The sequence below is a fragment of the Marinoscillum sp. genome, assembly GCF_040222955.1.
Classification (GTDB): domain Bacteria; phylum Bacteroidota; class Bacteroidia; order Cytophagales; family Cyclobacteriaceae; genus Marinoscillum.
This window is the reverse complement of sequence record NZ_JAVKCA010000020.1, coordinates 270947-296395: the sequence shown is the minus strand read 5'-3', so window position 1 is coordinate 296395 and position 25449 is coordinate 270947. Positions and strand designations below refer to the sequence as shown.

Sequence of the window (25449 nt, the reverse complement as noted above, 5' to 3'; positions counted from 1 at the left end):
TGACCTCCTTTTCCCGGCTCGTCATTCCGGTTTTGGACGAGCGCAGCGATGGACAAATACCGGAATCTATGGGGTTCTAATTAGGCTTTAATTTGTTGGATTTCGATCTTCCTTCTTGTCTATCCTTCGACACGGCAGTCTACGACCGCCTGCTCAGGATGACAATCGACACGGTGGTTTTGCAACCGCCAGCTGAGAATGACAATCGACCCGGGAGTTTGCGATCGCCTGCTTAAGGGTAACAAGTCAGGAAGCGAACGAGCTTTGGCTTTGTCAGCCTGAGCTCCGTCGAAGGGTAAGGCAAAGCAGTGTGATTGGCCACTACCATTTTCAAAGACTGTCTCATCCTGAAATAAGTTGACGGTTTTTATATTCATAAAATCATTCCTCTTCCCGACTTACCTTGGATTGTACCCACCCGATACATTAATTTGAAGCCACTAAACCGGGAGCTAAACACCTCCGAGTCAGTCCATCATGAAGAAAACCCTACTAATCACAGGAGCAAGTCGCGGAATCGGTGCGGCTACAGCGCTCCTCGCAGGAAAACGAGGATACAACGTTTGTGTAAACTACCTCAGCAACAGTGAAGCGGCGTCCAAAGTAGTCAGCCAAATAAAGACTGACGGAGGGCATGCCATCGCCTATCAGGCGGATGTTTCCAAAGAACCTGAGGTGCTCAACCTGTTTCAAAAAATCGATCAGGACTTTGGCGCCATCCATGCACTGGTCAACAATGCCGGCATTTTAGAAACTCAGTCAAGAGTGGACCAGCTGGAGTTGGAGCGCCTGCACCGGGTATTAAACGCGAACGTCGTTAGCAGCTTTTTGTGTGCGCGGGAGGCCATCCGGCGAATGTCCACACGCCATGGTGGCGATGGCGGGGCCATTGTGAACGTCTCCTCCATCGCATCCCGAACGGGCTCACCCAATGAGTACGTGGATTATGCCATGTCCAAAGGTGCCATTGATACCTTTACCATCGGGCTGGCCAAAGAGCTGGCAGGTGAGGGAATCAGGGTGAATGGCGTCAGGCCCGGGTTTATCTACACAGACATTCACGCCGCGGGTGGTGAACCCAACAGAGTGGATCGAATAAAAGCAACCCTCCCCATGCAGCGGGGTGGACAACCTGAAGAAGTAGCCAACGCCATCCTTTGGTTGTTATCTGATGAGGCCTCTTTTTCAACGGGATCATTTATTGATGTCACCGGGGGAAGGTAGTTAGTTATAATTATCTCGGAAGAAAACATTCAAAATGAATAAATTTCAGCAAACGATACCTAGGAGTTATGACGATGGAAGAAGTTCAGAATGAGATGAGACGTATGGCCCAACTAATAGGCGCCAAATCTGATCAGCTCCCAACTGTTTGCCGACTACAAGGTGGCGGTCGCCCCAACATCAATCTCGCTGAAGATGGTATGCTCTCGTATGAAGCCTACGAGCGTGGCATCCAGATCTTCTGCTATACCTTCACAGACCTGGCTGAATTGATGCACCATACCTTCCAGAATGTTGTGCCAGCCATGGCCTCAGCCCATGCCATGGAAATGGATCCAACTGGTGAGGATTTTCACAAGCACTTTTTGAGCAAAAAAATTGAATTGATGAGCAAAATCAATCCTGAATGGGGTAAGCGCGTGGAAGACGAACACAACCAGGCTCCCTACTGACCGTCGTTCCTTTAGCCCGATCGGCACTTGGCTTAGAGTAACATTACTACATCCCTTTGATATCAATACCAGCATCCAAATCAACGAATATTTAAACCTTTGAATGACGGGCTGGTTCAAACTAGATAAGTTTAAATCCGATTTTTAATAACTCTTAATACTCAACAGAATGCAATACAGAAAGCTAGGAGACAGTGACCTGAACGTATCGGTAATCACCTTTGGTGCCTGGGCCGCCGGTGGATGGATGTGGGGCAAGACAGAGCGTGGCCAGGCCATAGACGCCATACGATCCGCATATGATCAGGGGGTCACCTCCATAGACACTGCCCCCATTTACGGACAGGGCACCAGTGAAGAAATTGTAGGGGAAGCCATCAAAGACCTGCCCAGGGATAAAGTGCAGATCCTTACCAAATTTGGAATGCGATGGGATACCACAAAAGGAGACTTCTTTTTTGCCAGCAAAGACAACAGCGGCAAAGACATTGACATTTATAAATATGCCGGAAAAGAAAGTGTGATCAGGGAATGCGAAGAAAGTCTGAAGCGATTAAAAACAGACTACATCGATTTATACCAGATCCATTGGAATGATTCCACCACCCCTATTCAGGAAACCTTTGAAGCAGTGGCTAAACTGATAGCTCAGGGCAAAGTAAGATATGCCGGAGTATGCAACTACACCGCCGATCAAATGGCGGAAGCAGAAAAGGCCGTAAAACTGGTCTCCAATCAGATTCCCTTCAGCATGGTTAACAGAAAGGTAGAAGATGAAACCATCCCCTATTGCATAGGCCATAACAAATCCGTGCTGGCCTACAGTCCTCTGGAGCGAGGGCTGCTTACGGGAAAAATAAAACCAGGTCAGAAGTTTCAGGAGGGTGATCACCGCGCCACCAATAGGTTCTTCACAGAAGAGAGCATTATAAAAACCAATGCATTCCTGGAGAAAATCAAGCCACTGGCCGCTGAGAAAGGTGCCACACTTGCGCAGTTGGTACTTAAGTGGACCATCGAACGCCCGGGAGTTACCATTGCGCTGGCAGGAGCCAGGGACGCTACTCAGTCTGTGCAAAATGCAGGTGCAGCCGCTCTCAGCCTTTCTTCTGATGAAATCGCTTTCATCAATACAGCTCTTTACGAAATCTAAAATCAGCAAATCCGAGCGAGCCATCGACTGATGGCTCGCTCGGATTTTTTAGTCATTCAATGGTGTGATCTGATAGGCACAACGTCTCGCCCCCTGTACGATATGATCTACCCGCTCCACCCTCACCCTGTCACCAAGCGTTTGTCTGAAATTTTGAAGTTCAGCACGACATAGTCCCTGACATTGCATAGCTGCCGCACAGATGGGGCAATGATTCTCTACCAGAAAATAAAGATCACCATCCTGATACCACTCAGCCATATACCCCTCCTGTGAGCGAATACCCACCAGATAGTCCAGGCGATCCTCCAACCGATCCATCCCCTCCATACCGGATTGATACTGCTGCAAAGTTTCCTGCTCCCTTGTCTGGATCAACCTGTCCAAACCTGCCTGTCCAAACAATGCCTGCACTGAAGTGAGCAACTGCACAGTGAGCTCAGCATGAGTGTCAGGAAACAGGCCATTCCCAGATTCTGTGATTTGATACAAAATCACTGGCCTGCCCACTCCTTTGGATTGACTTTCAGGCGATATCCATCCCTCTTCTGCCATTCGCATGAGGTGCTGTCTGGCTCCCTCATTGGTCAGTCCGATTTTACCAGCCAAGGCAGACGCAGACTGTGCGCCATGCATCTTCAAATACATCAGCATTCGCTTCTGTGTCTGATTCATTGAGACGAAACCATGCGTAGAATATTTTTCCAAGTTTTTGCTTGTTTTATTATGCAAATAAAATACTTTTGCTACGTGACACCAAATGATCAGTCAGAAAGTGTCACAAAACTTTCATTAGAATCATTTTACAATCATAAAAACAGAAATTATGTCTTTCGAACTACCCGCATTGCCCTATGCATACAATGCACTGGATGCCCACATCGATACAGCTACCATGGAGATTCACCACACCAAGCACCATCAGGCTTATGTGAATAAGCTGAATGATGCTATCAAAGGCACCGAGGCTGAAGGGAAATCCCTGGAGGAAATTATCAAAAACATCAGCAAGTTTGGTGCTGGGGTTCGTAACAATGGTGGTGGTCATTACAACCACTCGCTTTTCTGGACCATCCTTTCACCTAGTCCTGCCAAAGCCCCAGAAGGAGCACTCAAAGCGGCCATTGATAAGAAATGGGGAAGTCTCGAGGACTTCAAAACACAGTTTGAACAGGCCGCTGCTACACGATTTGGCTCTGGTTGGGCATGGCTCTATGTCACTGCCGATGGTGATGTGGCCATTACCTCTACTCCCAATCAGGACAGCCCTTTGATGGATGCGAACCCTGAGAATGGCACCCCAATTCTTGGATTGGATGTTTGGGAGCACGCCTATTACCTGAAGTACCAAAACAAGCGACCAGACTACATCAGTGCATTCTGGAATGTACTGGACTGGAAAGCTGTGGAAGCCAATTATGCAAAAGTGGTCGGATAGACCTAATCAATAGATCACTGCATGAAGGTACATGATGGGCAAGCTGGATAAATCCGCCTCCCATTCTGTACCTTTGTCGTTTTTATAAAAAAACCAAACTGTCCAAGAGACCAAAAAGAAGCATAAGAATGAACATCCTCATTTTCAACGGTTCATTAGAAAGCCAATCCAATACCACTCCTACCCGCATTGCCCGGAGCTTTACAGAGCATCTGGAACAGCGTGGGGTTAGCGTCACCACCTTTCACCTATCCGAGGCGGGTATACCTCTCTTTGACTTTAGCTTTCAGGAAACCCCACCGGCGGTTATCGACATGGTCAGTACTTTCAGAAATGCAGATATGCACATATGGCTCACACCGCTGTACCATGGCAGCATGACCGGTGCGATGAAAAACTGCCTGGACTGGTTAGAAATCAGTGCCCGGGAAGAGGTTCCTTACCTGACCAATAAGATAATCGGGCTGGTCTGCTGGGCAGATGGCGCCCAGGCCATGCAGGGTATTAACGCGATGGATGCCGTAGCAAAAGCATTGCGCGCGTGGGTGCTTCCTTACAGCATTCCCATCGTTCGTGGCAACCTTTTTGCAAATAATGACCAGGAAATTAGCTCAGACTATCTTGAGAAAATTCAGTTAATGTCTGCCCTGCTCAGTGATCGTCAGTTGAGCAACTTCCCCATTTAGCACCAGCCCTCAGAGCACTTTTTAATACCTCAATAGGGTGATTTTTAGGGGTAGAATGGTAGTTTTTTCACGAGTGTGTGAAAAATATCCTTCTCAACACTTATCTTTAACGCGACAAGCCACTTTAATTCTTTAACTAATCTTTTCAAAGAAATGAAAAAAGTAAAACAATCCCTGCTATTGATCGCTGTTGCGTCCATGTCCATTTTTATGAGCTGTGGAGGTGATGATGGTGGCGACAAGACTGAGAAGGAAGTATTGACAGAAGCGCTTGTATCCACTACCTGGACAGCAGATGCTTCGGTAACTGACGTATCAGGAGTCAATGGAACTTTCGACATTGGAACCTTCACTGTGAAGTTTACTGAAACAGCTGATGGTCTGGCGTTTACATTAGGTGGTGACATCAGCAGCTACATCACAGGCGGAACTTTTTCTGTGAGCGAAGCTGGTGACATCTCAAACATCCTTGTTAATTCAGCTTCGGCTGAGCTATCTGCTTCAGTTACCAGCTTTGTGGTAAACGCAGCAAGAACCTCTGTTTCTCTTAACATTAATGTGACAGAAGCAGGTGCAAGAGTTGGTGGCATTGGTCAGTACGTACTGGTATTTAGTGCCGGTTCTTAATTAGAGTTAGAAAATCAAAACGATAAAAAGCTGTCTATCATGGACAGCTTTTTTTATGCCTTGAGAAAATAGAAATTTTGGTTTTGAACATCCACTTATGCCAATAAGGGATCAATCAAAATGCAAAGACCAGATCAAAGACCCCCATGTGCACGCTCTACCACATCAAGAAACTGATCTATTTCCAATCGCTTGGCCAGAATTCTTTTATTGGCATCCAGTAAGTAAATCCTGGGTGTACTCCTCACATCATAGGAAACCCTGAAATAACTCTTTCCTGTGGGGTCTATCAGGTGAACCCACATTGGGTTGTGACTATCTACAAATTTCTTCCAACGGCTCACATCAGTTGTCGTACAAAGTGCCACCACAGTGATATCCAGCTCAGCCATTCTGCTATCCTCTTCCTCCAGTTTTTTAACTGATTTCTTGCAATGACCACAGTCGGGATCATAGATAAATAGCAGCGTGTACCTCGTCTGAATGTCTGAAAAAGAGAAGGCCTGCATCAGTGTATCCACTGCGTTGATCGGTGGTGCCACCTTGCCGATCAGGTTAGGCTTCACATAGGCTACCTCCTCCCTGAGGGTTTTCTCATACTCCTCCGAAATCCACGTGGCCTGTCCACTCAGGTAAAAGCTTTCGATCATGTGAACCATCACCGCATCCATCCCCATCACTTTTGACTCTGCATATTTCTTAAATAGCGTCACCAGCCAATACCTGAAGGACTCCTCGTCCTCACGGATCTGATCAAAAAACCAATCCAGGGCATTGATGAGGCTATCCGGCTGCTGAATCACCACTTCATCAAAATATTTAGTCACCTTGGGGTAAAGGAGTGGCGTTCGGAGCAGACGGCCATCCTCCAGCTGACCATCCTCAAAAAAATGGTCCTTATAATAGGCGTAACGCTGCATCTTCCTTTGCGACTCATCCTGAATACTGTCTAAAGGTGGTACCTCGGGATCCCGCATCAACCGCAGGAAAGCAGCGACAAACGACTGGCTGTTCTCACTAATCAGCTTTTTTCTCACATCCTCCATTTGCACATTCACTTCACGAATGGCCTTCATAATCTGTACAGAATCTTCGCCTTTGGCTTCCCTGAGACCCTCCATCATAGACCTTTGCTTCTTCTGTAGCCCCCCTATCTCCACCTGAAAACTCCTGAAAAGGTCATTTTCTTTGGAACCACTCACTTTCAGCTGGTCATAGCCGCCGGATACACTGGTTTCCAACCCAAAAGACCTTCCATCCATCACGAACTCAAAATAATAGCTCGGTGTATATATAAAGTATATTCCCTGTTTAGGTTGATCCACCTTCATCGAAAACCGATCATCAATAACTGGCAAGGTATCCATCAGGTATTTCTGATGACCAAAGTGATAACCTATATAGGCAATTGAGTCTTTGAAATCCTTTATTTTAAAATTGATCTCCGCGGACTGGCTCTGACTGAAATATGGAGCAATCCAAAGGATCATCAGGACGATGTTTCTCATGTCAAACATGTTGATTTTGAAATAATAAAGACAGCTGTTTTTTTCGATAGTAGATGACCACAATATTCGCTATAAAATTAGAAATTGTTTCGGTCAGTTTGAACGCCAAAAAAGGCGAAAACGCTCTGATTTTATACCCCTAAATGTGGATTTTTCAATAGAATTTTAATTACTTTGAAAAATCATCAATTTATATGGCCTATTTTTTTAGCTATTTGCATTTATTCAATGGTTAATAGGATAAATTGTTAATATTGAAATAATGTTTGGTGAAATAAGTGTTTTCTAGTTTTTCATTTTATTTGAAGATACTTATTCAGTATTTTTAAGGTTGGTTTAACAATAACATATTTCTATAAATGGTAAATAAAGGACTGTATACCAAAGAGTTGGAGCATGATTCTTGTGGTGTGGGGTGTGTGGCAGACATCAACAACAAAGAATCACACAAAAATGTGAAGGATGCGCTGACCATGCTAAAGAACATGGAGCACAGGGGTGCGACCGGTAGTGATGAAAATACAGGAGATGGAGCTGGTATTTTAGCACAGATTCCACATACCTTTTTCAAAAAGGAACTTGAGAATTTCGGAATCACCTTGCCGGCTAAAGGATCCTATGGTGTGGGCATGATCTTCTTCCCTAAAAACTATCAGGTAAGAGAAAAATGTCGCCAGGTATTCAATAAATGCCTTAAGGATCTTGGACTCAACCTCATAGGATACAGACTGGTGCCCGTGGACTCTCAGGTACCCGGCCATGAATCCAAAGCAGCCGAACCATATGTAGAGCAAATTTTTATTGGGATCAACGAGAAACTCACTGAAGAAGAGCTCGAAAGAAAACTTTTTGTACTGAGCAACTACGCCACCCACGAGATCAAAAACCAGGTGGAAGGCCAGAATGGTGACTTCTATGTATGTAGCTTATCTGCTCATACGGTGATATACAAAGGCCAGCTCAAGACAGACCAGCTGGAAGACTACTACCATGACCTGACCAATAAGGAGTTCAAAAGTGTTTTTGCCATCGTGCATTCACGTTTTTCCACCAACACCTTTCCCAACTGGAAACTTGCCCAGCCATTCAGGTACCTGGCGCATAATGGTGAAATCAACACCATCCGTGGCAATGTGAATAAAATGAAATCAAAAGAAGCGAATATGTCTTCGCCTCTTTTCACCGAAAAGGAACTGCAATGGCTGCTACCTGTCACTGATCCTGCCAATTCAGATTCGGCGAATCTCGATGCACTCATAGAACTGCTTGTGCTCGGGGGGCGTAGCCTGCCACATGTCATGATGATGCTGGTACCCGAAGCCTGGCAGGACAACTCGCAAATGGAGGTGATGAAAAAGGCCTTCTATAAGTATCATGCAGCCATCATGGAGCCTTGGGATGGACCTGCGGCCTTGTTTTTCACCAATGGAAAGCAACTGGGTGCTACTCTGGATAGAAATGGCTTGCGTCCCGTGCGCTACTGCGTCACCAAGGACAATCGCCTCATTATGGCTTCAGAAACAGGAGCCATTCCTGTGAAGCCTGAAAATGTATTGGAAAATGGTCGTTTGCAACCAGGAAAAATGCTTTGGCTGGATCTTCCCAACAAGAAACTCTTCTATGATGAGGAAATCAAAAACGAGGTAGTTAAAGACAAGCCCTATTTTGATTGGATCAAGAAGGAAAGAGTCAAGCTCAGACTCCTGCCGGATCCTGAGATCAAAGAAGAGAAAATCGAAAAAGAGCTGCTCAGAAAGCAGTTAAAAGCCTACGGCTATACTCAGGAAGATGTAAAATTGACTGTCGGTCCGCTGGCCGAGCTGGGGAAAGAACCTCTGGGTTCCATGGGAGCAGATGCGCCTTTGGCAGTATTGTCCAGACAAAGTCAGCACATCTCCAATTACTTCAAGCAGTTCTTTGCTCAGGTAAGTAACCCGCCAATCGATCCCATCAGAGAAAGACTGGTTATGTCTCTTTATACCCGGGTAGGTGAATCTCTGAACATATTGGATGAGTCCGCTTTGCATACCAAGCAAATTCACATTTCTCAACCGGTACTTTCAAGAGCTGACTTCCAAAAGCTGATCAGCCAAAAAGAAATCGGGTTTGACTATGGCAGTATAGATGGTACCTACGATCCTTCGGAGATCAACCTCAAAGGCGCCCTGGATCGGGTTTGTGCAGAAGCGCAAGCTGAAGTGGAAAAGGGTAAGAAAATTCTTGTACTCTCCAATCGCAATATCAGCGAAACCAGGGTACCCATTCCTTCGCTGCTGACCATAGGAGCGGTACATCAGCACCTGGTGAAAGAAAACATTCGTACAAAGACGGGGCTAATCGCAGAGTCTGGTGACATCTGGGAAACCCATCATTTTGCCACAGCAGTAGGCTATGGTGTGAGTGCTGTGTATCCGTTCAAAGCCTATGACTGCATAGCAGACCTTTATGCAGATGGTAAACTGGACCAGGGAACCTCACTGAATACCTATTACGAAAATTTTGCCCATGGCATAGGCAGTGGCCTGTTGAAGATCCTTTCTAAAATGGGTATCTCCACACTCCAGTCGTATCAGTCTGCGCAGATTTTTGAGTGCGTAGGATTGGGATCAGAAGTCGTCAACAAATGCTTCAAAGGCACTGTCAGCAGATTAGATGGCCTCACCTTTGAGGACCTGGAAAAAGAATGTCTGATCAAGCACGCCTCTGGGTTTGATACAGATAATAAATTACTGGAAGTGGGTGGATTTTTCCAATGGAAAAGAAATGGTGAAGCTCACCTGCTGAACCCTGAAACCATCCATTTACTACAGAAATCAACCTCTCTTGGTGATTATCAATTATTCAAGAAGTACGCGGAAAGTGTACATAGCTACCAGGACAGTACCATCACCCTGAGAAGTTTGTTTGATTTCAAAAAACGAACATCAGTACCTCTGGAGGAGGTAGAACCTGCCAGTAGCATCATGAAGAGGTTTGCGACGGGCGCCATGTCTTTCGGGTCCATATCTCACGAAGCCCACTCCACATTGGCCATTGCCATGAATAGAATTGGTGGCAAAAGTAACAGTGGAGAAGGTGGAGAAGATGAAATTAGGTTTGCAAAAAAACCTAACGGTGATTGGGAGAGATCTTCGATCAAGCAGGTAGCTTCCGGTAGGTTTGGTGTGACCAGCAACTACCTCAAAGAAGCAACTGAACTTCAAATAAAAATCGCTCAGGGGGCCAAGCCGGGTGAAGGCGGCCAGCTGCCAGGGCATAAAGTGGACGAATGGATTGCCAAAGTAAGGCACTCCACACCGGGCGTAGGGCTTATCTCTCCTCCCCCGCACCACGACATCTACTCCATAGAAGACCTGAAGCAGCTCATCTATGACCTTAAAAATGCCAACAGACACGCACGAATCAATGTGAAGCTGGTCTCAGAAGCGGGTGTAGGAACCATTGCCTCCGGTGTGGCCAAGGCCAAAGCGGACGTTATTTTGATCTCAGGTGCTGATGGTGGCACAGGTGCATCGCCACTCAGCTCCATCCGACACGCCGGACTCCCCTGGGAGATTGGCCTGGCAGAGGCACATCAGACACTACTGAGAAATAACCTCAGAAGTCGGGTAGTCTTGCAAACAGATGGGAAGCTCATGACCGGACGAGATGTAGCCATTGCTGCATTATTGGGAGCTGAAGAATTTGGATTCAGCACCACAGCACTGATTGTTGAGGGTTGTATCATGATGAGAAAATGCCACCTCAACACCTGTCCGGTAGGTATCGCTACACAGAAACCTGAATTGCGAAAGCTTTTCACCGGTAACCCGGATCATGTGGTAAACTTCTTTACGTTCATCACAGAACAACTCAGGGAAGTGATGGCTGAGCTCGGATTCCGTACCATCAATGAAATGGTTGGCCAATCCAACGTGCTCAAAGTTCGTAGCGATCTTGACCATTGGAAATTGAAGAACATAGACTTCTCCCCTATCCTGCATCAGGAAAGTGTACCTGCCTCCTTTGGCAAGCATCACCAAATAGACCAGGATCACGGACTGGAGAAAGTACTGGACAGAAAACTCATTCGTGATTACCTGAACAAAGGCGAGAACAACAAAACCTACAAAATCATCAACATCGATCGATCAGTAGGGGCCATGCTTTCGCATGAGGTGTCCAAAGCCTATGGCAGTGCCGGATTAAAAATGAGCCCTATTAAGATAGGATTCACAGGCTCTGCGGGGCAAAGCTTCGGAGCATTCCTTGCTCCGGGTATTGAGTTTTGCCTGGAAGGTGAGTCTAATGACTACCTGGGAAAAGGACTTTCAGGTGGAAAAATCGTCGTGAAAGTACCCCAAAAAGCCACATTCAAACCAGAAAAGAACATTATCATAGGTAATGTGGCATTCTATGGAGCCACTTCAGGAAAAGCCTACATCCACGGCAACGCCGGGGAGCGCTTTTGTGTAAGAAACTCCGGAGTAGAGGCTGTAGTGGAAGGTGTAGGTGACCATGGCTGTGAGTACATGACTGGAGGAAAAGTGATTATCCTTGGGGAAACGGGTAAAAATTTTGCTGCCGGAATGAGCGGAGGTATTGCCTACGTTTTGGACACTGACGAATCTTTCCGTGATAAGGTCAACATGGAAATGGTAGGCCTGGAACAGCCCGGCAGTAATGATATCAACTACCTCAAAGAGGAAATAGCCGCACATGTCGCCAACACAGGCAGCCAGCATGCTGCGAATATCCTCGACGACTGGGATCACATGCAGCAATACTTCGTGAAAGTGATGCCACACGATTTGAAAAGAGTTTTAGAAGAGAATAAAATACAAGAAAAAGTAGCATAATGGGAGCAGTAGACGGATTTTTAAAATACAATAGAGAACTTCCTGAAGTAAGGGATCCTAAGGCCAGAGTCGCAGATTACGAAGAAATCTACGTACCATTCGCAGAGGAAAAAACCAATAAACAGGCCGCCAGATGTATGGACTGTGGGATTCCGTTTTGTCACAATGGCTGTCCCCTTGGCAATCATATCCCTGACTTCAATGATGCTGTTTTCAATAAAGATTGGGAAACAGCCTTTAAGATTCTTTCTTCCACAAATAACTTTCCCGAATTCACCGGACGCATCTGTCCTGCTCCATGCGAGGGTTCCTGCGTTTTGGGGATTAACAAGGATCCTGTGGCTATTGAGCTGATTGAGAAATCCATAGCGGAAGAGGCCTTTGAAAGAGGACTGGTAAAAGCCAACCCTCCCAAAACAAGAACAGGGAAATCTGTGGCGGTAATAGGCTCCGGACCAGCAGGACTGGCGGCCGCCACTCAGCTTAATCAGGCAGGTCACAATGTGACAGTATTCGAAAGAGCAGATCAGATCGGAGGGCTCCTGCGATATGGCATTCCTGATTTCAAGCTGGAAAAATGGACCATCGACAGACGGTTGAAAGTAATGGAAGAAGAAGGAATTACTTTTAAAACCAATGCCAATATTGGAGTCAATATTCCGGTGAACGAACTGGAAGAAAAATTCAATGCCATCGTGCTTTGCGGAGGCTCTACAGTTCCCAGGGATTTACCTCTCCCAGGTCGCGGCCTGAAAGGCATTCACTTTGCAATGGATTTCCTGAGCCAGCAAAATAAGCGGGTTTCCAAGCGGGATAATGTCCTGGTCAACCATCAGGGAGTGGATACTAAAGCAGACATTTTCGCTACAGGCAAGAATGTTATCGTTATTGGTGGCGGTGACACCGGCTCTGACTGTGTAGGTACCTCTAACCGACACAAGGCCAAATCTGTGACTCAGATAGAACTATTGTCCAAGCCACCGGAATCAAGAACTCAGCTCAACCCGTGGCCTGAATGGCCAATGACCCTGAAGACTTCATCTTCCCATGACGAAGGGTGTGAGCGGGCATGGGCCATTCTCACCAAGGAATTTATTGGGAATGACAAAGGAGAACTTACCGGCCTGAGACTGGTAGACATCAATTGGGGTAAGAATGGAATGGAAGAAGTTCCGGGTACCGACAGGGTCATTCCCTGTGAGCTGGCGCTTCTGGCTGCAGGCTTTGTTCACCCACAGAAAGAGGGCATGATCGAGCAATTGGGACTTGAGCTAGACGAAAGAGGAAATGTAAAGGCTGAGAACTATGCCACCAGTAAGAGCGGTGTATTTACAGCTGGAGATATGCGCAGAGGTCAGTCTCTCGTTGTTTGGGCCATCTCTGAAGGCAGAGAAGCTGCCCGGGCGGTGGATGAATTTCTGGAAGGTGCATCTAAACTGCCCTCAAAATCAAAATCATTCTATCAGCTAGCCTAGGTCTCTGATCTCAAAGTCGTCACCCATTCCATACCTGGTCAGCTCCGACATCAGGTATAATTCCAGGGTGTTGACATCTTTAAGTTTGAAATCCTGAGGGGATAAAACCTCCAGGATTTCAAATTCATACCTGTCTCCGTAATTCACCAGCCAGTACTTCTTTCCTGCCCTTAAACTACTATAGCTTAGTCCCTTCATATTGTAATCCCAGGGTGATGTGAAATCCTTCGGCGAAATTATCTACACTAAATTTCAATCCAAGCCAAAAAAGCATTAAAATTGGATGTTGATAACCTAACCGACATAAAAATGAAAATTTCGATTCGATACGCTTTCACTTTACTCTTCGGATTTGCTTTAACTATGGCCCTGGTAGGCTGTGGTGGCAGTTCCAACGAAAAATCTGCCAAGGAGGCCGCTTTTGAGGAAGCAGAGAAGAAAATATCCACCGACCTGGATAAGGTCATTCATGACCTACCCTCCCCGACTGAAGTTCCTTACATGCTACAGGCCACGGGTTCAGACTTTAATGGTTCGCTTATCAATGGACTGGAAAACCTTTCCAAATATGAAACGAACGAAGATGAGGCCAGTCTGAATTTGGGTGTGTACGCAACCGACATGGGGTACCTGCTCTCTTACGAGAAGGTGTCAGAGTCCAGACAATACATGGAAGCTTGTCAGAAGCTGGCAGAAACCTTAGGGGTCGCCTCAGTATTTGATGTGAAAACCATGGAAGAATTTCAGGGTAATCTTAATAATCCCGATTCTCTTAATAAAATTTTAACCCGTGCGATTGTAGAGGCAGAAACCAGACTTGAAAGTTCTGACAGAGTCTCTGTAGCCGCGCTCATCCTCACTGGTAGCTTTTTGGAAGGTCTTTATCTTGCAGTGAAAGTGATTGAGACCTACCCTACGGATGTACTCGATGAGACCAACAGAAATCTTATCCTCGAGCCTTTGGTAAAAGTAGTGCTGGATCAGAAGAAACCATTGTTGGACGTGATCGCCATGCTCAAGGACCTGCCTCAGAATGATGCCATTGCCAAAATGATCACCGAACTGAGTATTCTACGTATCCTGTATGACGGTGATTTGGCGGACATTCAGGCCAAAATCGCTTCAAATGAAGGTAATTTCGTTCTCACTCAAGATATGTTGATTGATATTACTACCGAAGTGAAAAGAGTAAGAAGAGAGATTGTCGCTTTCTAAAAATAGCTAAAAACATTACCTAACCTGAAGAAAAAGCATTGGGATCCCAATGCTTTTTGTATTTTTAGGCATTCCTTCAAATCACACGCCCTATGAGTGAAGAGATTCTCAATGCCATACTCCAACTCCTTGCTATTGTAGCTAAAGAAGATGATGTAACCTCAGCTGAGAAAGCCTCCGTTGAAAACTTCCTGACAAGTAAACTAACGGCTGAACGTGCGAAAAAATACTTACTCTTCTTTGATGAATTAACCAAAAAGCAGCATTACTCAGGCAGTGAGGAAGCTCAAATAGCGGAGATCTGTGCCAAAATCAATAAAGAACAAACGGCTCAGCAGAAGATCATCATCGTCCTTGATTTAATTATTCTGATCGCGGCAGATGGTAAAGTTTCCAACAGAGAAAGAGAGCTTCTGTACCTGATCTCTGAGAGCATTAATATTGCAAAACCTATCACCGATCTCATCAAAGCTTTTGTGATTTTTCAGGAGCGAAGCAAGATCAGTTCCAGACATGTATTGATCATAGATGATGGAACCAATGAAATACCTGACAAATGTAAGCGCCTGGTTCGACCTGGCCTGGATGGGTTTATTCTGATTTTGAGTGTGCCAGAGATCGATATTTATCTGGCCAAGTACATCGGCGAGCGCCCTGTGGTCCTAAATGAAGGCCCCATGCGCATCAACCACATATATAATTTTGCTACTGGGAGTTCGATCAAATTTGAAAACGCCGAACCAGTATACCATAGCGAAGTAGTCAATAGTTTCAGATCTATCGCCACAGACCATCACCTCACCTTTGCGGCAAGGGAAGTCACTTTTAAGTTTAAAAATGGGAAAGTGGGTCTTCGCAATATAAATATTGAAGAAGAATCAGGTAAACTGATAGCCCTCATGGGAGGAAGTGGTGCAGGGAAGTCTACCCTGCTGAATGTCCTCAATGGCAATGAACATCCTGCTGAAGGAACAGTAAGGATTAATGGCGTAGACATTCACAAAAACAAGCGCAAGATAGAGGGCGTGATCGGATACGTGCCACAGGACGATCTTTTGATTGAGGAACTGTCGGTCTTTGACAACCTCTATTATGCAGCCAAACTTTGTTTCAAAAAACTCACCGAAGAAGAGTTACAGCATTTAGTCAACAAAACCCTTGAGTCGCTGGGACTGTACGAAACACGTAAGCTCAGGGTGGGCTCTCCGCTGGACAAAACCATTTCCGGAGGGCAGCGAAAGCGCCTGAACATAGGCCTGGAGCTACTTAGAGAGCCTTCTGTGCTCTTTGTAGATGAACCCACCAGTGGGCTATCCTCCCGGGACTCTGAGAACATCATGGATTTGCTGAAAGAGCTTTCCCTGAAAGGAAAAATGATCTTTGTGGTGATTCACCAGCCTTCAGAGGACATTTTCAAAATGTTTGACAAACTGATTGTGTTGGATGTTGGAGGATACCAGGTCTACTATGGCAATCCCATTGATGGCATAGCCTATTTCAAGGACATAGTGAAAATGGTGGATCAATCAAAGGCCGCCAACCCTGAGCAAATCTTCAACATTATTGAAACCAAGGTAGTTAATGAGTTTGGGAATTTCACCAAAGAAAGAAAAGTAACTCCCTACCAGTGGTATCAACACTTCAAAGAGCGAATTAAGATCCCGCCGGTAGAGGAAACCCCTGTGATCCCACACAAAACATTGGATATCCCTAACAAATTCAAGCAACTGAGAATTTTCTCCATCAGGGATTTTAAATCCAAGCTAAGTAACACTCAGTACCTGGCCATCAACCTTTTGGAAGCGCCCGTACTGGCCCTATTGCTTGCTTTTATTGTGAGATATCTCCCCGAAGACACTTCCTATTATCAGTTCAAAGAAAACCTGAACATTCCCGTGTTCTTCTTCATGAGCGTGATAGTCTCACTTTTTATGGGACTCACGGTCAGTGCCGAAGAAATCATCAAAGACCGGAAAATCCTGAAACGTGAAGCCTTCCTCAACCTTAGCAGGTCCAGCTATCTCGTTTCTAAACTCATCATTCTGTTTGGTATTTCCGCCTTTCAGACAATGACTTATACCCTTATTGGTAACTTGATTTTAGGAATACAGGGGATGTTTTTCCCCTTTTGGCTGGTACTCTTTTCCATCTCCTGCTTTGCCAATGTCATGGGACTCAATGTCTCATCAGCCTTCAAATCAGCCATTACCGTATATATTCTGATCCCTTTGCTGGTCATTCCACAGCTTATTCTGAGTGGCGTAGTGGTCAATTTCGACAAACTCAATCCTGCGATCACCACCGAAGATAAGGTACCCATGATCGGAGAAATCATGGCATCCAGATGGGCCTTTGAGGCCTTGGCCGTATACCAGTTTAAAGAGAATGAGTACGAAAAGAATTTCTATGAGGACGACAAAGTCATGGCACAATCGGAATTCAAGACCGCTTATCTATTTCCCAGGATAGAAGAAGATCTCAAGCAAATCCACCACAACCTGGGGGCAGCCGGTGATGACGACAAACAGCAATATGCATATCAGCTCAAAACCATACAAAACGAACTTAAAAAAGAGCTCTCCCAAATAGGCTATGACAAGTTTCCTGAAGTGGATCAGCTCACAGTAGATCAGTGGAGCGAATCTCTTTTTCACGAAACCATGATTTTCGTAGAGAAGTTGGTCAAATACTACAACCTGCAATACAAAAATGCCAATACAAGCAAGCAGGAGCTTTTGGCAGCACTCAACTCTACACCTGAAAAGCAGGCACTATTTGAAAAAATGAAAAACGAAAATGCCAATGTAGCCATAGGCGTGATGGTCAAAAACATCACCACTGAGCATCGAATATTGGAGCATAAAAACCATTACGTTCAAAAGCTATATCCCATTTATAATGACCCTGCTTTCCCAGACCATGCCCTCGATTTCAGAGCACAGTTTTACCAACCCACCAAGCACTTTGGTGGATTGTGGATAGATACCCTCACTTTCAATGTCATTATCATTTGGATGATGAGTTTAGGCCTGTTTATCTCTTTGTATTTTGATTGGTTCAGGAGAATAATCGCGTTCATAAGCAGATAACAACCTTGTTTTTTATAGCCTCCAAAGTACTTTTCTTTCTGATCAGTCCGCTTAGCTGGATCATCACACTCCTGATCTTTGCTGTGTTTTCTCGAAAAGATAAGCTGAAGAAATATGCACTTTGGGCCAGTTGCCTGCTGCTCCTGATCTTTACGAATCCCATGCTCAGCAACTACGCGATGGTGCAATGGGAATATGCTGCCACTCCAAAAGACCAGCTGCCCTATGTGGAAACGGCTGTGGTGCTTGGTGGCATGCTGGAAACGGGCAAGGAACCTACCGACCAGTACCATTTCAATGGAAGTGCTGACCGGATCAATGAAGCTCTGCTTCTATACAAGGAAGGCATTGTGCAAAGGCTTATTCTATCAGGGGGATCAGGCTCCCTGATGGATCAGACACTCCGCGAGGCTCACTTCCTTGGTACCTACAGTCAAACACTCACAGGAGCATATTCGCAGGAAATAATTCTGGAAGCCAACTCCAGAAACACTTATGAAAATGCAATAGAAACCGCGAGAATACTGGACTCACTCGACCTGAAAGAGCAAAAAGTGCTTTTGATCACGTCCGCTTCTCACATGGCCCGGGCACTCAGGTGCTTCAAAAAGCAGGGAATCTTAGTAATTCCTTTTGCGGTAGATTTCAGGGGTCAGCAGGGTGATTGGAATCCGTTTTGGATTCTGCCCTCCTACGCGTCCTTAGAAGACTGGAATATCCTGATTAAGGAATGGGTGGGGCTCTTGACCTATCGCCTTACGGGATACATATAAAATAGCCCGCTCCGATAAATCGGAGCGGGCTATTTCTTTATCACATAGATAATTTCAGACGATTAGTCTTCTTTCTTATCCTCAGTATCTTTTTTCTTCGCTGGAGCTTTCTTAGGCTTAGCCTCTTTTGCTTCAGCCTTAGGTGCAGCAGCTTTCTTCTCTTTTACAGGAGCTTCAGCTTTCACTTCAGGAGCCTCTTCTTTTTTCGCTTCTGCCTTTTTAGCAGGCTTAGGAGCTGCCTCAAAGCTTTTCTTAATTTCTTCTATGTCCACATTCTTGATGGTAGGCATAGCATTAAGTTGCTTGATTTTGCTAACGCGATTTTTAGCTCTTGATTTATTTCTCTTACCCTTTCTTTCTAATCTTGTAACGGCCATTGTCTGATCATTTCTTTTTAACGAGGTGCAAATTTAGAGGATTAGTTAGTTTTGTCCAAAATAAATCTATGGCAACTTCAAAACCATCCATACCCAAAGGAACGCGCGATTTCGGACCACTTCAATCAGCAAGAAGGTCATATATCATAGAAATCATCAAGAAAAACTTTGGGAAATACGGCTTCAATCAGATAGAAACACCCGCGATGGAGCAACTCTCTGTGCTCACTGGGAAGTATGGAGACGAGGGTGATCAACTCTTATTTAAGATCCTCAACTCGGGTGACTACCTTAAGAAAACTAACACGGAGGATTACGCTAAAGGCAGCGCGCACATGCTCAATCTGATTTCCGAAAAGGGATTGAGGTATGACCTCACTGTTCCCTTCGCCAGATTCGTGGTACAAAATCAGCATGACATCACTTTTCCATTCAAACGCTTCCAGGTACAGCCTGTTTGGCGCGCCGACAGACCACAGAAGGGCCGATACAGGGAGTTTTACCAGTGTGATGCCGACATAGTGGGTTCAGACTCTCTCTGGAACGAAGCTGAACTTACCCTGCTCATCCATGATGTATATAAAGCGCTGAAATACGATGGGTTTGTCTTGAAAATCAATCACAGGGAGCTTTTGAATGAACTGGCCAGGTATGTGGGGCTGACAGGCAAGGAAATGCCTTTTTGTATCACCATTGACAAGTTGGATAAAGTAGGAGCCGACAAAGTACAGGAAGAACTCCTTAGCCTGGGTGCAAATGAGGGAAAGCTTCGCGCTGTGATTAACCTGTTTGAGCAGAGTGCCAATAACTCTACCAAAATAGAGCTGTTCAAGGAGCTCATAGGTGAAAACAAAGGCACCACTGAGTTGCTTTCCTACTTTGACTACCTCGACCGAACAGGCACAAAAAATCTTCAAATAGAACTCGATTTGAGCCTTGCCAGGGGCCTTACCTACTATACCGGGATTATCTTTGAAGTGAAAGCTACCGACGTGCAGATCGGAAGTATCACTGGTGGTGGCCGGTATGACAACCTTACAGGTGTTTTTGGTCTGGAGGGAATATCGGGAGTGGGTATTTCCTTTGGCTTGGACAGGATCTATGACGTATTGGAAGAAAAGAATCTTTTCCCGGAGAGCCTGACCAAATCAGCAGATGTACTCATTGCCCACTTTGACCAGGAATGCTTCCTGCATGGCATTGGGTTACTAAATCAGCTAAGATATGCCGGCATAAGGGCTGAAATCTTCCCCGATACTGCGAAAATCAAAAAGCAGTTCAACTATGCCGACAAAAATGCCATCCCCTACGTGCTGGTGGTAGGTACAGATGAGATCGCTAAAAAAGAATATAGCTTCAAAAACATGAGGGACGGCAACCAGGAGATGCTTTCGATAGAAAGCGTGGTTACCAGGCTTGATCCGAAAATTCAATCAGGACTCCCTCGTTAGATTAGATATTAGCAATGACTATTTGAGAGTACTCCTATTCATACTGAACTTCATCTGTTTTGCCAGCGTAGCACAACACACGAGCAATTTTGGGAGGTTTTCCATTGCTTACCCACAGGGGTGCGCACCTGTCACCATTCACATCAGCGAGCATGATAACCTGGGCACGATCAGCCGGCAGTATTTTTATGAAGAAGGGCTGATAGAAACCACGGATACCTTTCACACCTACATCGAACCCGGTCGGTATGAAGTGGTTCAATTCCTGGGAGAGGACATCCAGCCCAAGACTGATACGCTCGTATTTGAAGTCCTGGAAGCCATCCCTCCTGCCTTAAGTATCTTCCAGTGTTCTGAAACTGAAATAACCGTGGCATTCACTGACGCATACTACGACTATTACATTGTGTGGTTCACTGAAACCGATTCTATCATCTATATGCCTGGAGATGAGCTGCCTTACCATGATTATGGCCAATCGAATGGAATGGTTCAGGCAACAGGCTATTTTGACAATGCATATGCTTCCTGTCCTGAGGTGAGCCAGTCTTTTAACCTCAAAAGTCTCCAGCCCATCAACATACTCTATGCGGAGATCACTGAGGCCTGTATTGACGACCTCTACCTTCAGCTCTCCCTCTCAACGAGTCCAGATCCATTCACCCTGTACTCGGTAGCATTGCAAATGAATGGAACCGCTTTTGAAACCATTCATCAAGGTAATTTAACTTCTCAAGACCCGTTTTTTCACCTGGGCTCAGACCTTCAAATTGATGAATTCTGTGTTCGCATAAACGTGCTGAACCCCTGCGCAGATACTATTTGGTTTACACAGGAAACCTGCGCTCCAACCGGGCCTCTCAGTAAAAACCTACTAGCCTCATACGCTACTTACAGTGGTAGTAACATTTGGATCCACATTGATTCTTCATCCTCCAAAGAAGTTCAGATCAAAAGAAAATACGGAAATGGCTCCTTCGCTGTGGTGGCTACCACGCAAAGTGACTATACAGATAATATTCCTCCCGGTGGGCGCCCTTTCCAATACCGCCTGGTTCAGCAAGACAGTTGTCATAATGCCATAGACTCCATTGTGGTAGCACCCCCTCACATCAAACTCACCGACCGGAGTTACGCTGAAAACCGCATTCAGATAAGCCTGAGTCCCCCACAAAATGCCCTGGGTAGTCACACCCAATCACTCCTTTTTTACAATAGTGACAGCAGCGAGGTTCTGGAGACCAATTTCGACACGGACATCCTTTTACCCGGTGGCCTTGGAACCCCCGTTCATCTCCGGGTTCTGTATACTTATGATAATGGTATACATATCCTGTCCAATGTATTAACCGAGAATTATGAAATAACTGTGTTTATCCCTTCAGGGTTTACTCCAAATGGCGACGGCCTCAATGATCATCTGGAGCTTTTTGGGCTACCCTCAAGTGATTTTAACATTATCATCTATGACCGATGGGGCGCCCCCATTCACCAATCCAACGCTAATCCCGTATGGCAGGGAGAAATAGGAAAACACGATGCTGATGAGGGAACTTACCTTTACAGGCTCACCTTCCGACTGGAAAGCGGTGAACTTAAAACGCAAGTTGGTACTTTTACACTTTTAAGGAATTAATACATCAGTGCTATGTTTGATATGATGAAAATGATGGGCAAACTGAAGGAGGTTCAGGAAAACGTGAAAGCAGCCCAGGCCGGATTAAAAAACATCACCGCGTCCGCAGAATCTGGTGCCGGTATGGTAAAGGCCACGGTAAACGGAAATAAAGAGGTCACTGCTCTGGAGATCGATGAGTCAATAATCTCCAAAGAAGATGCCGACATGATGAAGGACCTGGTCATTGCCGCCATTAATAAAGCCATGGTAGAAGTGGATGCCGCATCAAAGGAACATATGAAGAAAGCCACTGAGGGAATGATGCCGAACATTCCCGGATTTGACCTAAACAACATGATTTAATGAGCAAGGTTGCTGTGGTCATCCTGAACTACAATGGTCGGGATCATCTGCTTCGGTTTTTACCTACGCTCATCGCGCATTCATCTGACGCTGAAATTATTGTAGCCGACAATTGCTCTACTGACGACTCTCTGAGTGTGCTCAAGCAGTTTCCCACTGTTAGAACCATTCTTCTGGATCAAAACCATGGCTATGCCGGAGGGTACAATGAAGCCCTGAAACAGGTCAAATCAGCGTATTACCTCCTGGTCAACTCAGATGTGGAGGTGACCCCTAACTGGATAACACCACTGGAGCATTTTCTGGATGAAAACAAAGATTACGCTGCTGTTCAACCGAAAATCCTCGATTTCAACAGAAAAGAGTTTTTCGAATATGCAGGAGCCGCAGGAGGATTTCTCGATCTGCTGGGATACCCTTATTGCAGAGGTCGTATTTTCGATACATTAGAGCAAGACACGGGTCAGTATGACACAAGCATTGACATCTTCTGGGCCAGCGGTGCATGTTTTATGATTCGATCGGAAGTTTTTCACCAGGCCGGCGGATTCGACGCTGATTTTTTTGCACACATGGAAGAGATTGACCTTTGTTGGCGGGTCAAAAGTCTTGGATTAAAAATTGCGTGTGTTCCGAAAAGTGTGATTTATCACGTAGGAGGTGGTACTTTAAACAAAACGAGTCCACGCAAAACCTACCTTAACTTCAGAAACGGGATCAGTCTGTTAATCAAAAACCTGCCCCTCCCCACATTGATGGTGGCACTCCCTATCAGGTTAGTTCTTGACTGGATGGCTGCTTTGCTCTTCTGGAAGAATGAGTCCTTTTCACATTTTACAGCGGTATTTAAAGCTCACGTGGATGCTTTAAAGGTCGTATTCCGCCAAATCAAGCTAAACATTCGATCAGGAACACGCCTGAGGAATCAGGGAAATGTGATACTTCCCATTGCTTACTATGTCCTGAGAAAGAGAAATTTCAAAAAGATTAATAATACCAAATAGAATTATCCCTTCTTCGCAGCATTTTGCGGAAGTTCATGATAAATGCTAACGCCAAGTAAAGGATAACTGGTGATCCGAAAGTCAAAAATGAAGCATAAATAAAGAACAATCTTATGCCTGATGTAGGGATTCTTAGCTTCTCCCCTAACCTTGTACAAACACCAAACGCGTATTTTTCAAAAAAATCTTGCATAAATCATATTCAATATAGCAACAAAGATAACAAAAGGCCTTTAGATTTGTTGAAATTGAGTTACTAAGAAAGTTTAAATTTCCGTATTATTGCAGTTCAATAATCGGAATTGACCATTATTACAATTGAAAATTCAAAAAAATGATCCACATGAGAAAATTTAACTTTGCTATGGCTTTCGTTGCCGGAGCAATCATTTTTTCTGGTTGTACGCTCGGCAAGATGATCAAGCTAGCTGCAGACCAGGATTTGCAGGTAACCCCTAATCCACTTGAAGTTCATGGTGGTGCGGTTCCGTTCCAGATATCGGCGGTTTTACCTCCAAAAATGCTCCCTACAGGAAAAGTTTACACTATAAACACTATCTATCAGTACGGTGATCAGGAAATAGCTGTTGGATCTATAGAGTTCAAAGCTGAAGACTTCCCTAACAGTAGTTCTTCTACTTCTCGCAAGAGCGGTGATTTCTCTATCCCTTATCAGGATGGAATGAACCCTGGAACCCTCTACGTAGAAGGTGTGGCTAAAGATCCAAGATCTGGAAAGTCTAAGACTTCTCCAAGAATGGCCGTAGCCCAGGGATTGGTAATGACCAGTTCTTTCGCAAAACCTGTGACTTTCAGCTCTTATGCTGACCATGGTTACAACGACAAGGAAGAGCTTGTTCCTACAAAAGTGGATTTCTTTTTCGCTCAGGGTGTAGCTACACTTAATCCTTCTTTGAGTTTCGACGGTAACTCTAACCGCTCTAAGAGCAATGACCTTGCTGCTTTCATTGCGGAGAAAAACGTTACCAGAACAGTAACAATCACTGGTACTCACTCTCCAGAAGGTACTGAAAGAATCAACAGTGGTCTTTCTGAAAACAGAGCTAAGGCCATCGAAAGCTTCTACAGAAAGCAAATGAAGCGTTATGACTACAAAGGCATGGCGGATTCAATCAAATTCATCCTTAAGCCTGTTGTTGAAGACTGGTCTGGTTTGAAAGTGGCATTGGTATCTTACGAAGGTATCTCTGACGATCAAAAAGCAGCCATCTCAAGAATCATCAACGGAAACGGATCTTTCGAAGAAAAAGAAAAGGAATTGCAGAAACTTCCTGCATACAAAACACTCCTTGATAAAGTATACCCTGGCTTGAGAACTGCTAAGACAGAAATCCTTACAGTGAAGCCTAAAAAATCCAATGCTCAGATTGCTGTTTTGGCTAAGCAAATCGCCAATGGTAGCATCTCTGCTGATACCCTTACTACTTCAGAGCTCTTGTTTGCTGCTACCCTCACTCCTTCTTTGGATGAGAAAGCTGGCATCTACAAAGCTGCTACCAAAAGTGGTGCATGGGAAGCACACAACAACCTGGGTGCTGTATACCTGGAGCAGGCTGCAAAAGCCGAAGGTGCTGACAAAACCAAATTGGTACAGGATGCCATCACTCAGCTTGAAATCGCAAAAAACAAAAGCAAGTCTGCAAAAGTATCAGCTAACATGGCTGCTGCTTACGTAATGCAAGGCGAATATGCTCAGGCATTGACCTCTATAGGTGATGCAGAAGCTGCTTCTCCTTCTAATACTACAGCTAGCAATGTTAAAGGCATGAAAGGTGCTATTCAGGTAATGAATGGTCAGTATGAAGAAGCTAATGCTTCATTCGCCTCTTCTGCAAAAAGCCCTACTGTTACTTTCGATTCAGGTCTTGCACAACTTCTTAGTGGAAACTACGATGGCGCAAAAAGCACATTGGGTGAAGTAGCTACCAACGAAAAACTTGGTGCAGAAGCTAATTACCTGATCGCTGTGGCATCTGCCAGACAAAACAATGCCGCTGATGTGGCCAGCAGTCTTAAAGCAGCAGTGTCTAAAGATCCTGCATTGAAAGACAAAGCACTTAACGATCTTGAATTCACCAATTACGCTGATGCAGTAGCTCAGGCAGTGAAGTAAGAATTCTGAAATTTATATTTGAAA

Annotated in this window: 21 protein-coding genes; 16 read left to right on the top strand and 5 right to left on the bottom strand. The window is 45.1% G+C overall.

What is annotated here, in order from left to right; genetic code table 11:
* The first annotated feature begins 477 nt into the window (after positions 1–477).
* The 3 genes from RIH33_RS17820 to RIH33_RS17810 all read left to right on the top strand — a co-directional run bounded on the left by RIH33_RS17820 (position 478) and on the right by RIH33_RS17810 (position 2829).
* Positions 478–1224 carry an SDR family oxidoreductase gene (locus tag RIH33_RS17820; RefSeq protein WP_406655247.1) on the top strand — a complete coding sequence of 249 codons (747 nt, stop codon included), beginning with the start codon at positions 478–480 and terminating at the stop codon, positions 1222–1224.
* Positions 1225–1298: 74 nt separating this feature from the next.
* Complete coding sequence (locus tag RIH33_RS17815; protein WP_406655246.1) at positions 1299–1676, top strand: Imm63 family immunity protein; 378 nt, start codon at positions 1299–1301, stop codon at positions 1674–1676.
* A gap of 169 nt (positions 1677–1845) precedes the next feature.
* On the top strand, positions 1846–2829 hold the full coding sequence (locus RIH33_RS17810) for an aldo/keto reductase (protein WP_406655245.1): 984 nt from the start codon (positions 1846–1848) through the stop codon (positions 2827–2829).
* 48 nt (positions 2830–2877) lie between these two features.
* Here RIH33_RS17810 and RIH33_RS17805 read toward each other — a convergent pair whose 3' ends face one another.
* The gene (locus RIH33_RS17805; protein WP_406655244.1) at positions 2878–3537 is read right to left on the bottom strand and encodes a helix-turn-helix transcriptional regulator; all 660 of its coding nucleotides are present in this window, start codon (positions 3535–3537) and stop codon (positions 2878–2880) included.
* A gap of 118 nt (positions 3538–3655) precedes the next feature.
* Between RIH33_RS17805 and RIH33_RS17800 the strand changes: the two genes are divergently transcribed.
* The 3 genes from RIH33_RS17800 to RIH33_RS17790 all read left to right on the top strand — a co-directional run bounded on the left by RIH33_RS17800 (position 3656) and on the right by RIH33_RS17790 (position 5580).
* A complete protein-coding gene (locus tag RIH33_RS17800; RefSeq protein WP_406655243.1) occupies positions 3656–4267 on the top strand; it encodes a superoxide dismutase in 612 nt (203 codons plus the stop codon).
* A gap of 128 nt (positions 4268–4395) precedes the next feature.
* Positions 4396–4953: an NADPH-dependent FMN reductase gene (locus RIH33_RS17795; protein WP_406655242.1), complete on the top strand. Its 558-nt coding sequence runs from the start codon at positions 4396–4398 to the stop codon at positions 4951–4953.
* A gap of 153 nt (positions 4954–5106) precedes the next feature.
* Positions 5107–5580 carry a hypothetical protein gene (locus tag RIH33_RS17790; RefSeq protein ID WP_406655241.1) on the top strand — a complete coding sequence of 158 codons (474 nt, stop codon included), beginning with the start codon at positions 5107–5109 and terminating at the stop codon, positions 5578–5580.
* A gap of 134 nt (positions 5581–5714) precedes the next feature.
* On the opposite strand, the gene RIH33_RS17785 is transcribed toward RIH33_RS17790, so the two are convergent.
* Positions 5715–7088, bottom strand: a complete 1374-nt coding sequence (locus RIH33_RS17785; RefSeq protein ID WP_406655240.1) for a redoxin domain-containing protein — start codon at positions 7086–7088, stop codon at positions 5715–5717.
* A 359-nt stretch (positions 7089–7447) separates the two neighbouring features.
* Here RIH33_RS17785 and gltB point away from each other — a divergent pair, with 359 nt between their 5' ends.
* Positions 7448–11926 carry a glutamate synthase large subunit gene (gltB, locus tag RIH33_RS17780; RefSeq protein WP_406655239.1) on the top strand — a complete coding sequence of 1493 codons (4479 nt, stop codon included), beginning with the start codon at positions 7448–7450 and terminating at the stop codon, positions 11924–11926.
* Entirely contained in the window at positions 11926–13401 is a 1476-nt protein-coding gene (locus RIH33_RS17775) for a glutamate synthase subunit beta (protein ID WP_406655238.1), read from the top strand. Before gltB ends, RIH33_RS17775 begins: the two co-directional genes overlap by 1 nt.
* Here the strand turns inward: RIH33_RS17775 and RIH33_RS17770 are convergent.
* Positions 13393–13599, bottom strand: coding sequence for a hypothetical protein (locus tag RIH33_RS17770; RefSeq protein ID WP_406655237.1), 207 nt, complete (start codon positions 13597–13599; stop codon positions 13393–13395). The genes RIH33_RS17775 and RIH33_RS17770 overlap by 9 nt on opposite strands.
* Before the next feature lie 111 nt (positions 13600–13710).
* On the opposite strand from RIH33_RS17770, the gene RIH33_RS17765 reads away from it, so the two are divergent.
* From RIH33_RS17765 to RIH33_RS17755, 3 genes are all read left to right on the top strand, one after another.
* Positions 13711–14616 carry a hypothetical protein gene (locus tag RIH33_RS17765; RefSeq protein ID WP_406655236.1) on the top strand — a complete coding sequence of 302 codons (906 nt, stop codon included), beginning with the start codon at positions 13711–13713 and terminating at the stop codon, positions 14614–14616.
* A gap of 92 nt (positions 14617–14708) precedes the next feature.
* Positions 14709–17705 (top strand): ATP-binding cassette domain-containing protein, encoded by a 2997-nt coding sequence (locus tag RIH33_RS17760; protein ID WP_406655235.1) that lies wholly within the window; start codon positions 14709–14711, stop codon positions 17703–17705.
* Positions 17706–17710: 5 nt separating this feature from the next.
* Positions 17711–18478, top strand: a complete 768-nt coding sequence (locus RIH33_RS17755; RefSeq protein WP_406655234.1) for a YdcF family protein — start codon at positions 17711–17713, stop codon at positions 18476–18478.
* 62 nt (positions 18479–18540) lie between these two features.
* Here RIH33_RS17755 and RIH33_RS17750 read toward each other — a convergent pair whose 3' ends face one another.
* Positions 18541–18855, bottom strand: coding sequence for a hypothetical protein (locus RIH33_RS17750; protein WP_406655233.1), 315 nt, complete (start codon positions 18853–18855; stop codon positions 18541–18543).
* A 68-nt stretch (positions 18856–18923) separates the two neighbouring features.
* On the opposite strand from RIH33_RS17750, the gene hisS reads away from it, so the two are divergent.
* From hisS to RIH33_RS17730, 4 genes are read left to right on the top strand one after another with little or no spacing between them, the layout of a single operon-like run.
* Positions 18924–20306 (top strand): histidine--tRNA ligase, encoded by a 1383-nt coding sequence (gene hisS / locus RIH33_RS17745; RefSeq protein ID WP_406655232.1) that lies wholly within the window; start codon positions 18924–18926, stop codon positions 20304–20306.
* Between the two features lie 22 nt (positions 20307–20328).
* Complete coding sequence (locus tag RIH33_RS17740) at positions 20329–21942, top strand: gliding motility-associated C-terminal domain-containing protein (protein WP_406655231.1); 1614 nt, start codon at positions 20329–20331, stop codon at positions 21940–21942.
* A gap of 12 nt (positions 21943–21954) precedes the next feature.
* A complete protein-coding gene (locus RIH33_RS17735; protein WP_406655230.1) occupies positions 21955–22287 on the top strand; it encodes a YbaB/EbfC family nucleoid-associated protein in 333 nt (110 codons plus the stop codon).
* On the top strand, positions 22287–23291 hold the full coding sequence (locus RIH33_RS17730) for a glycosyltransferase family 2 protein (RefSeq protein ID WP_406655229.1): 1005 nt from the start codon (positions 22287–22289) through the stop codon (positions 23289–23291). Before RIH33_RS17735 ends, RIH33_RS17730 begins: the two co-directional genes overlap by 1 nt.
* Here the strand turns inward: RIH33_RS17730 and RIH33_RS17725 are convergent.
* The gene (locus RIH33_RS17725) at positions 23275–23484 is read right to left on the bottom strand and encodes a PspC domain-containing protein (RefSeq protein ID WP_159579147.1); all 210 of its coding nucleotides are present in this window, start codon (positions 23482–23484) and stop codon (positions 23275–23277) included. The two genes, RIH33_RS17730 and RIH33_RS17725, sit on opposite strands and share 17 nt — an antisense overlap.
* Before the next feature lie 150 nt (positions 23485–23634).
* Between RIH33_RS17725 and RIH33_RS17720 the strand changes: the two genes are divergently transcribed.
* Positions 23635–25425: a hypothetical protein gene (locus RIH33_RS17720; protein WP_406655228.1), complete on the top strand. Its 1791-nt coding sequence runs from the start codon at positions 23635–23637 to the stop codon at positions 25423–25425.
* The last annotated feature ends 24 nt before the right edge of the window (positions 25426–25449 follow it).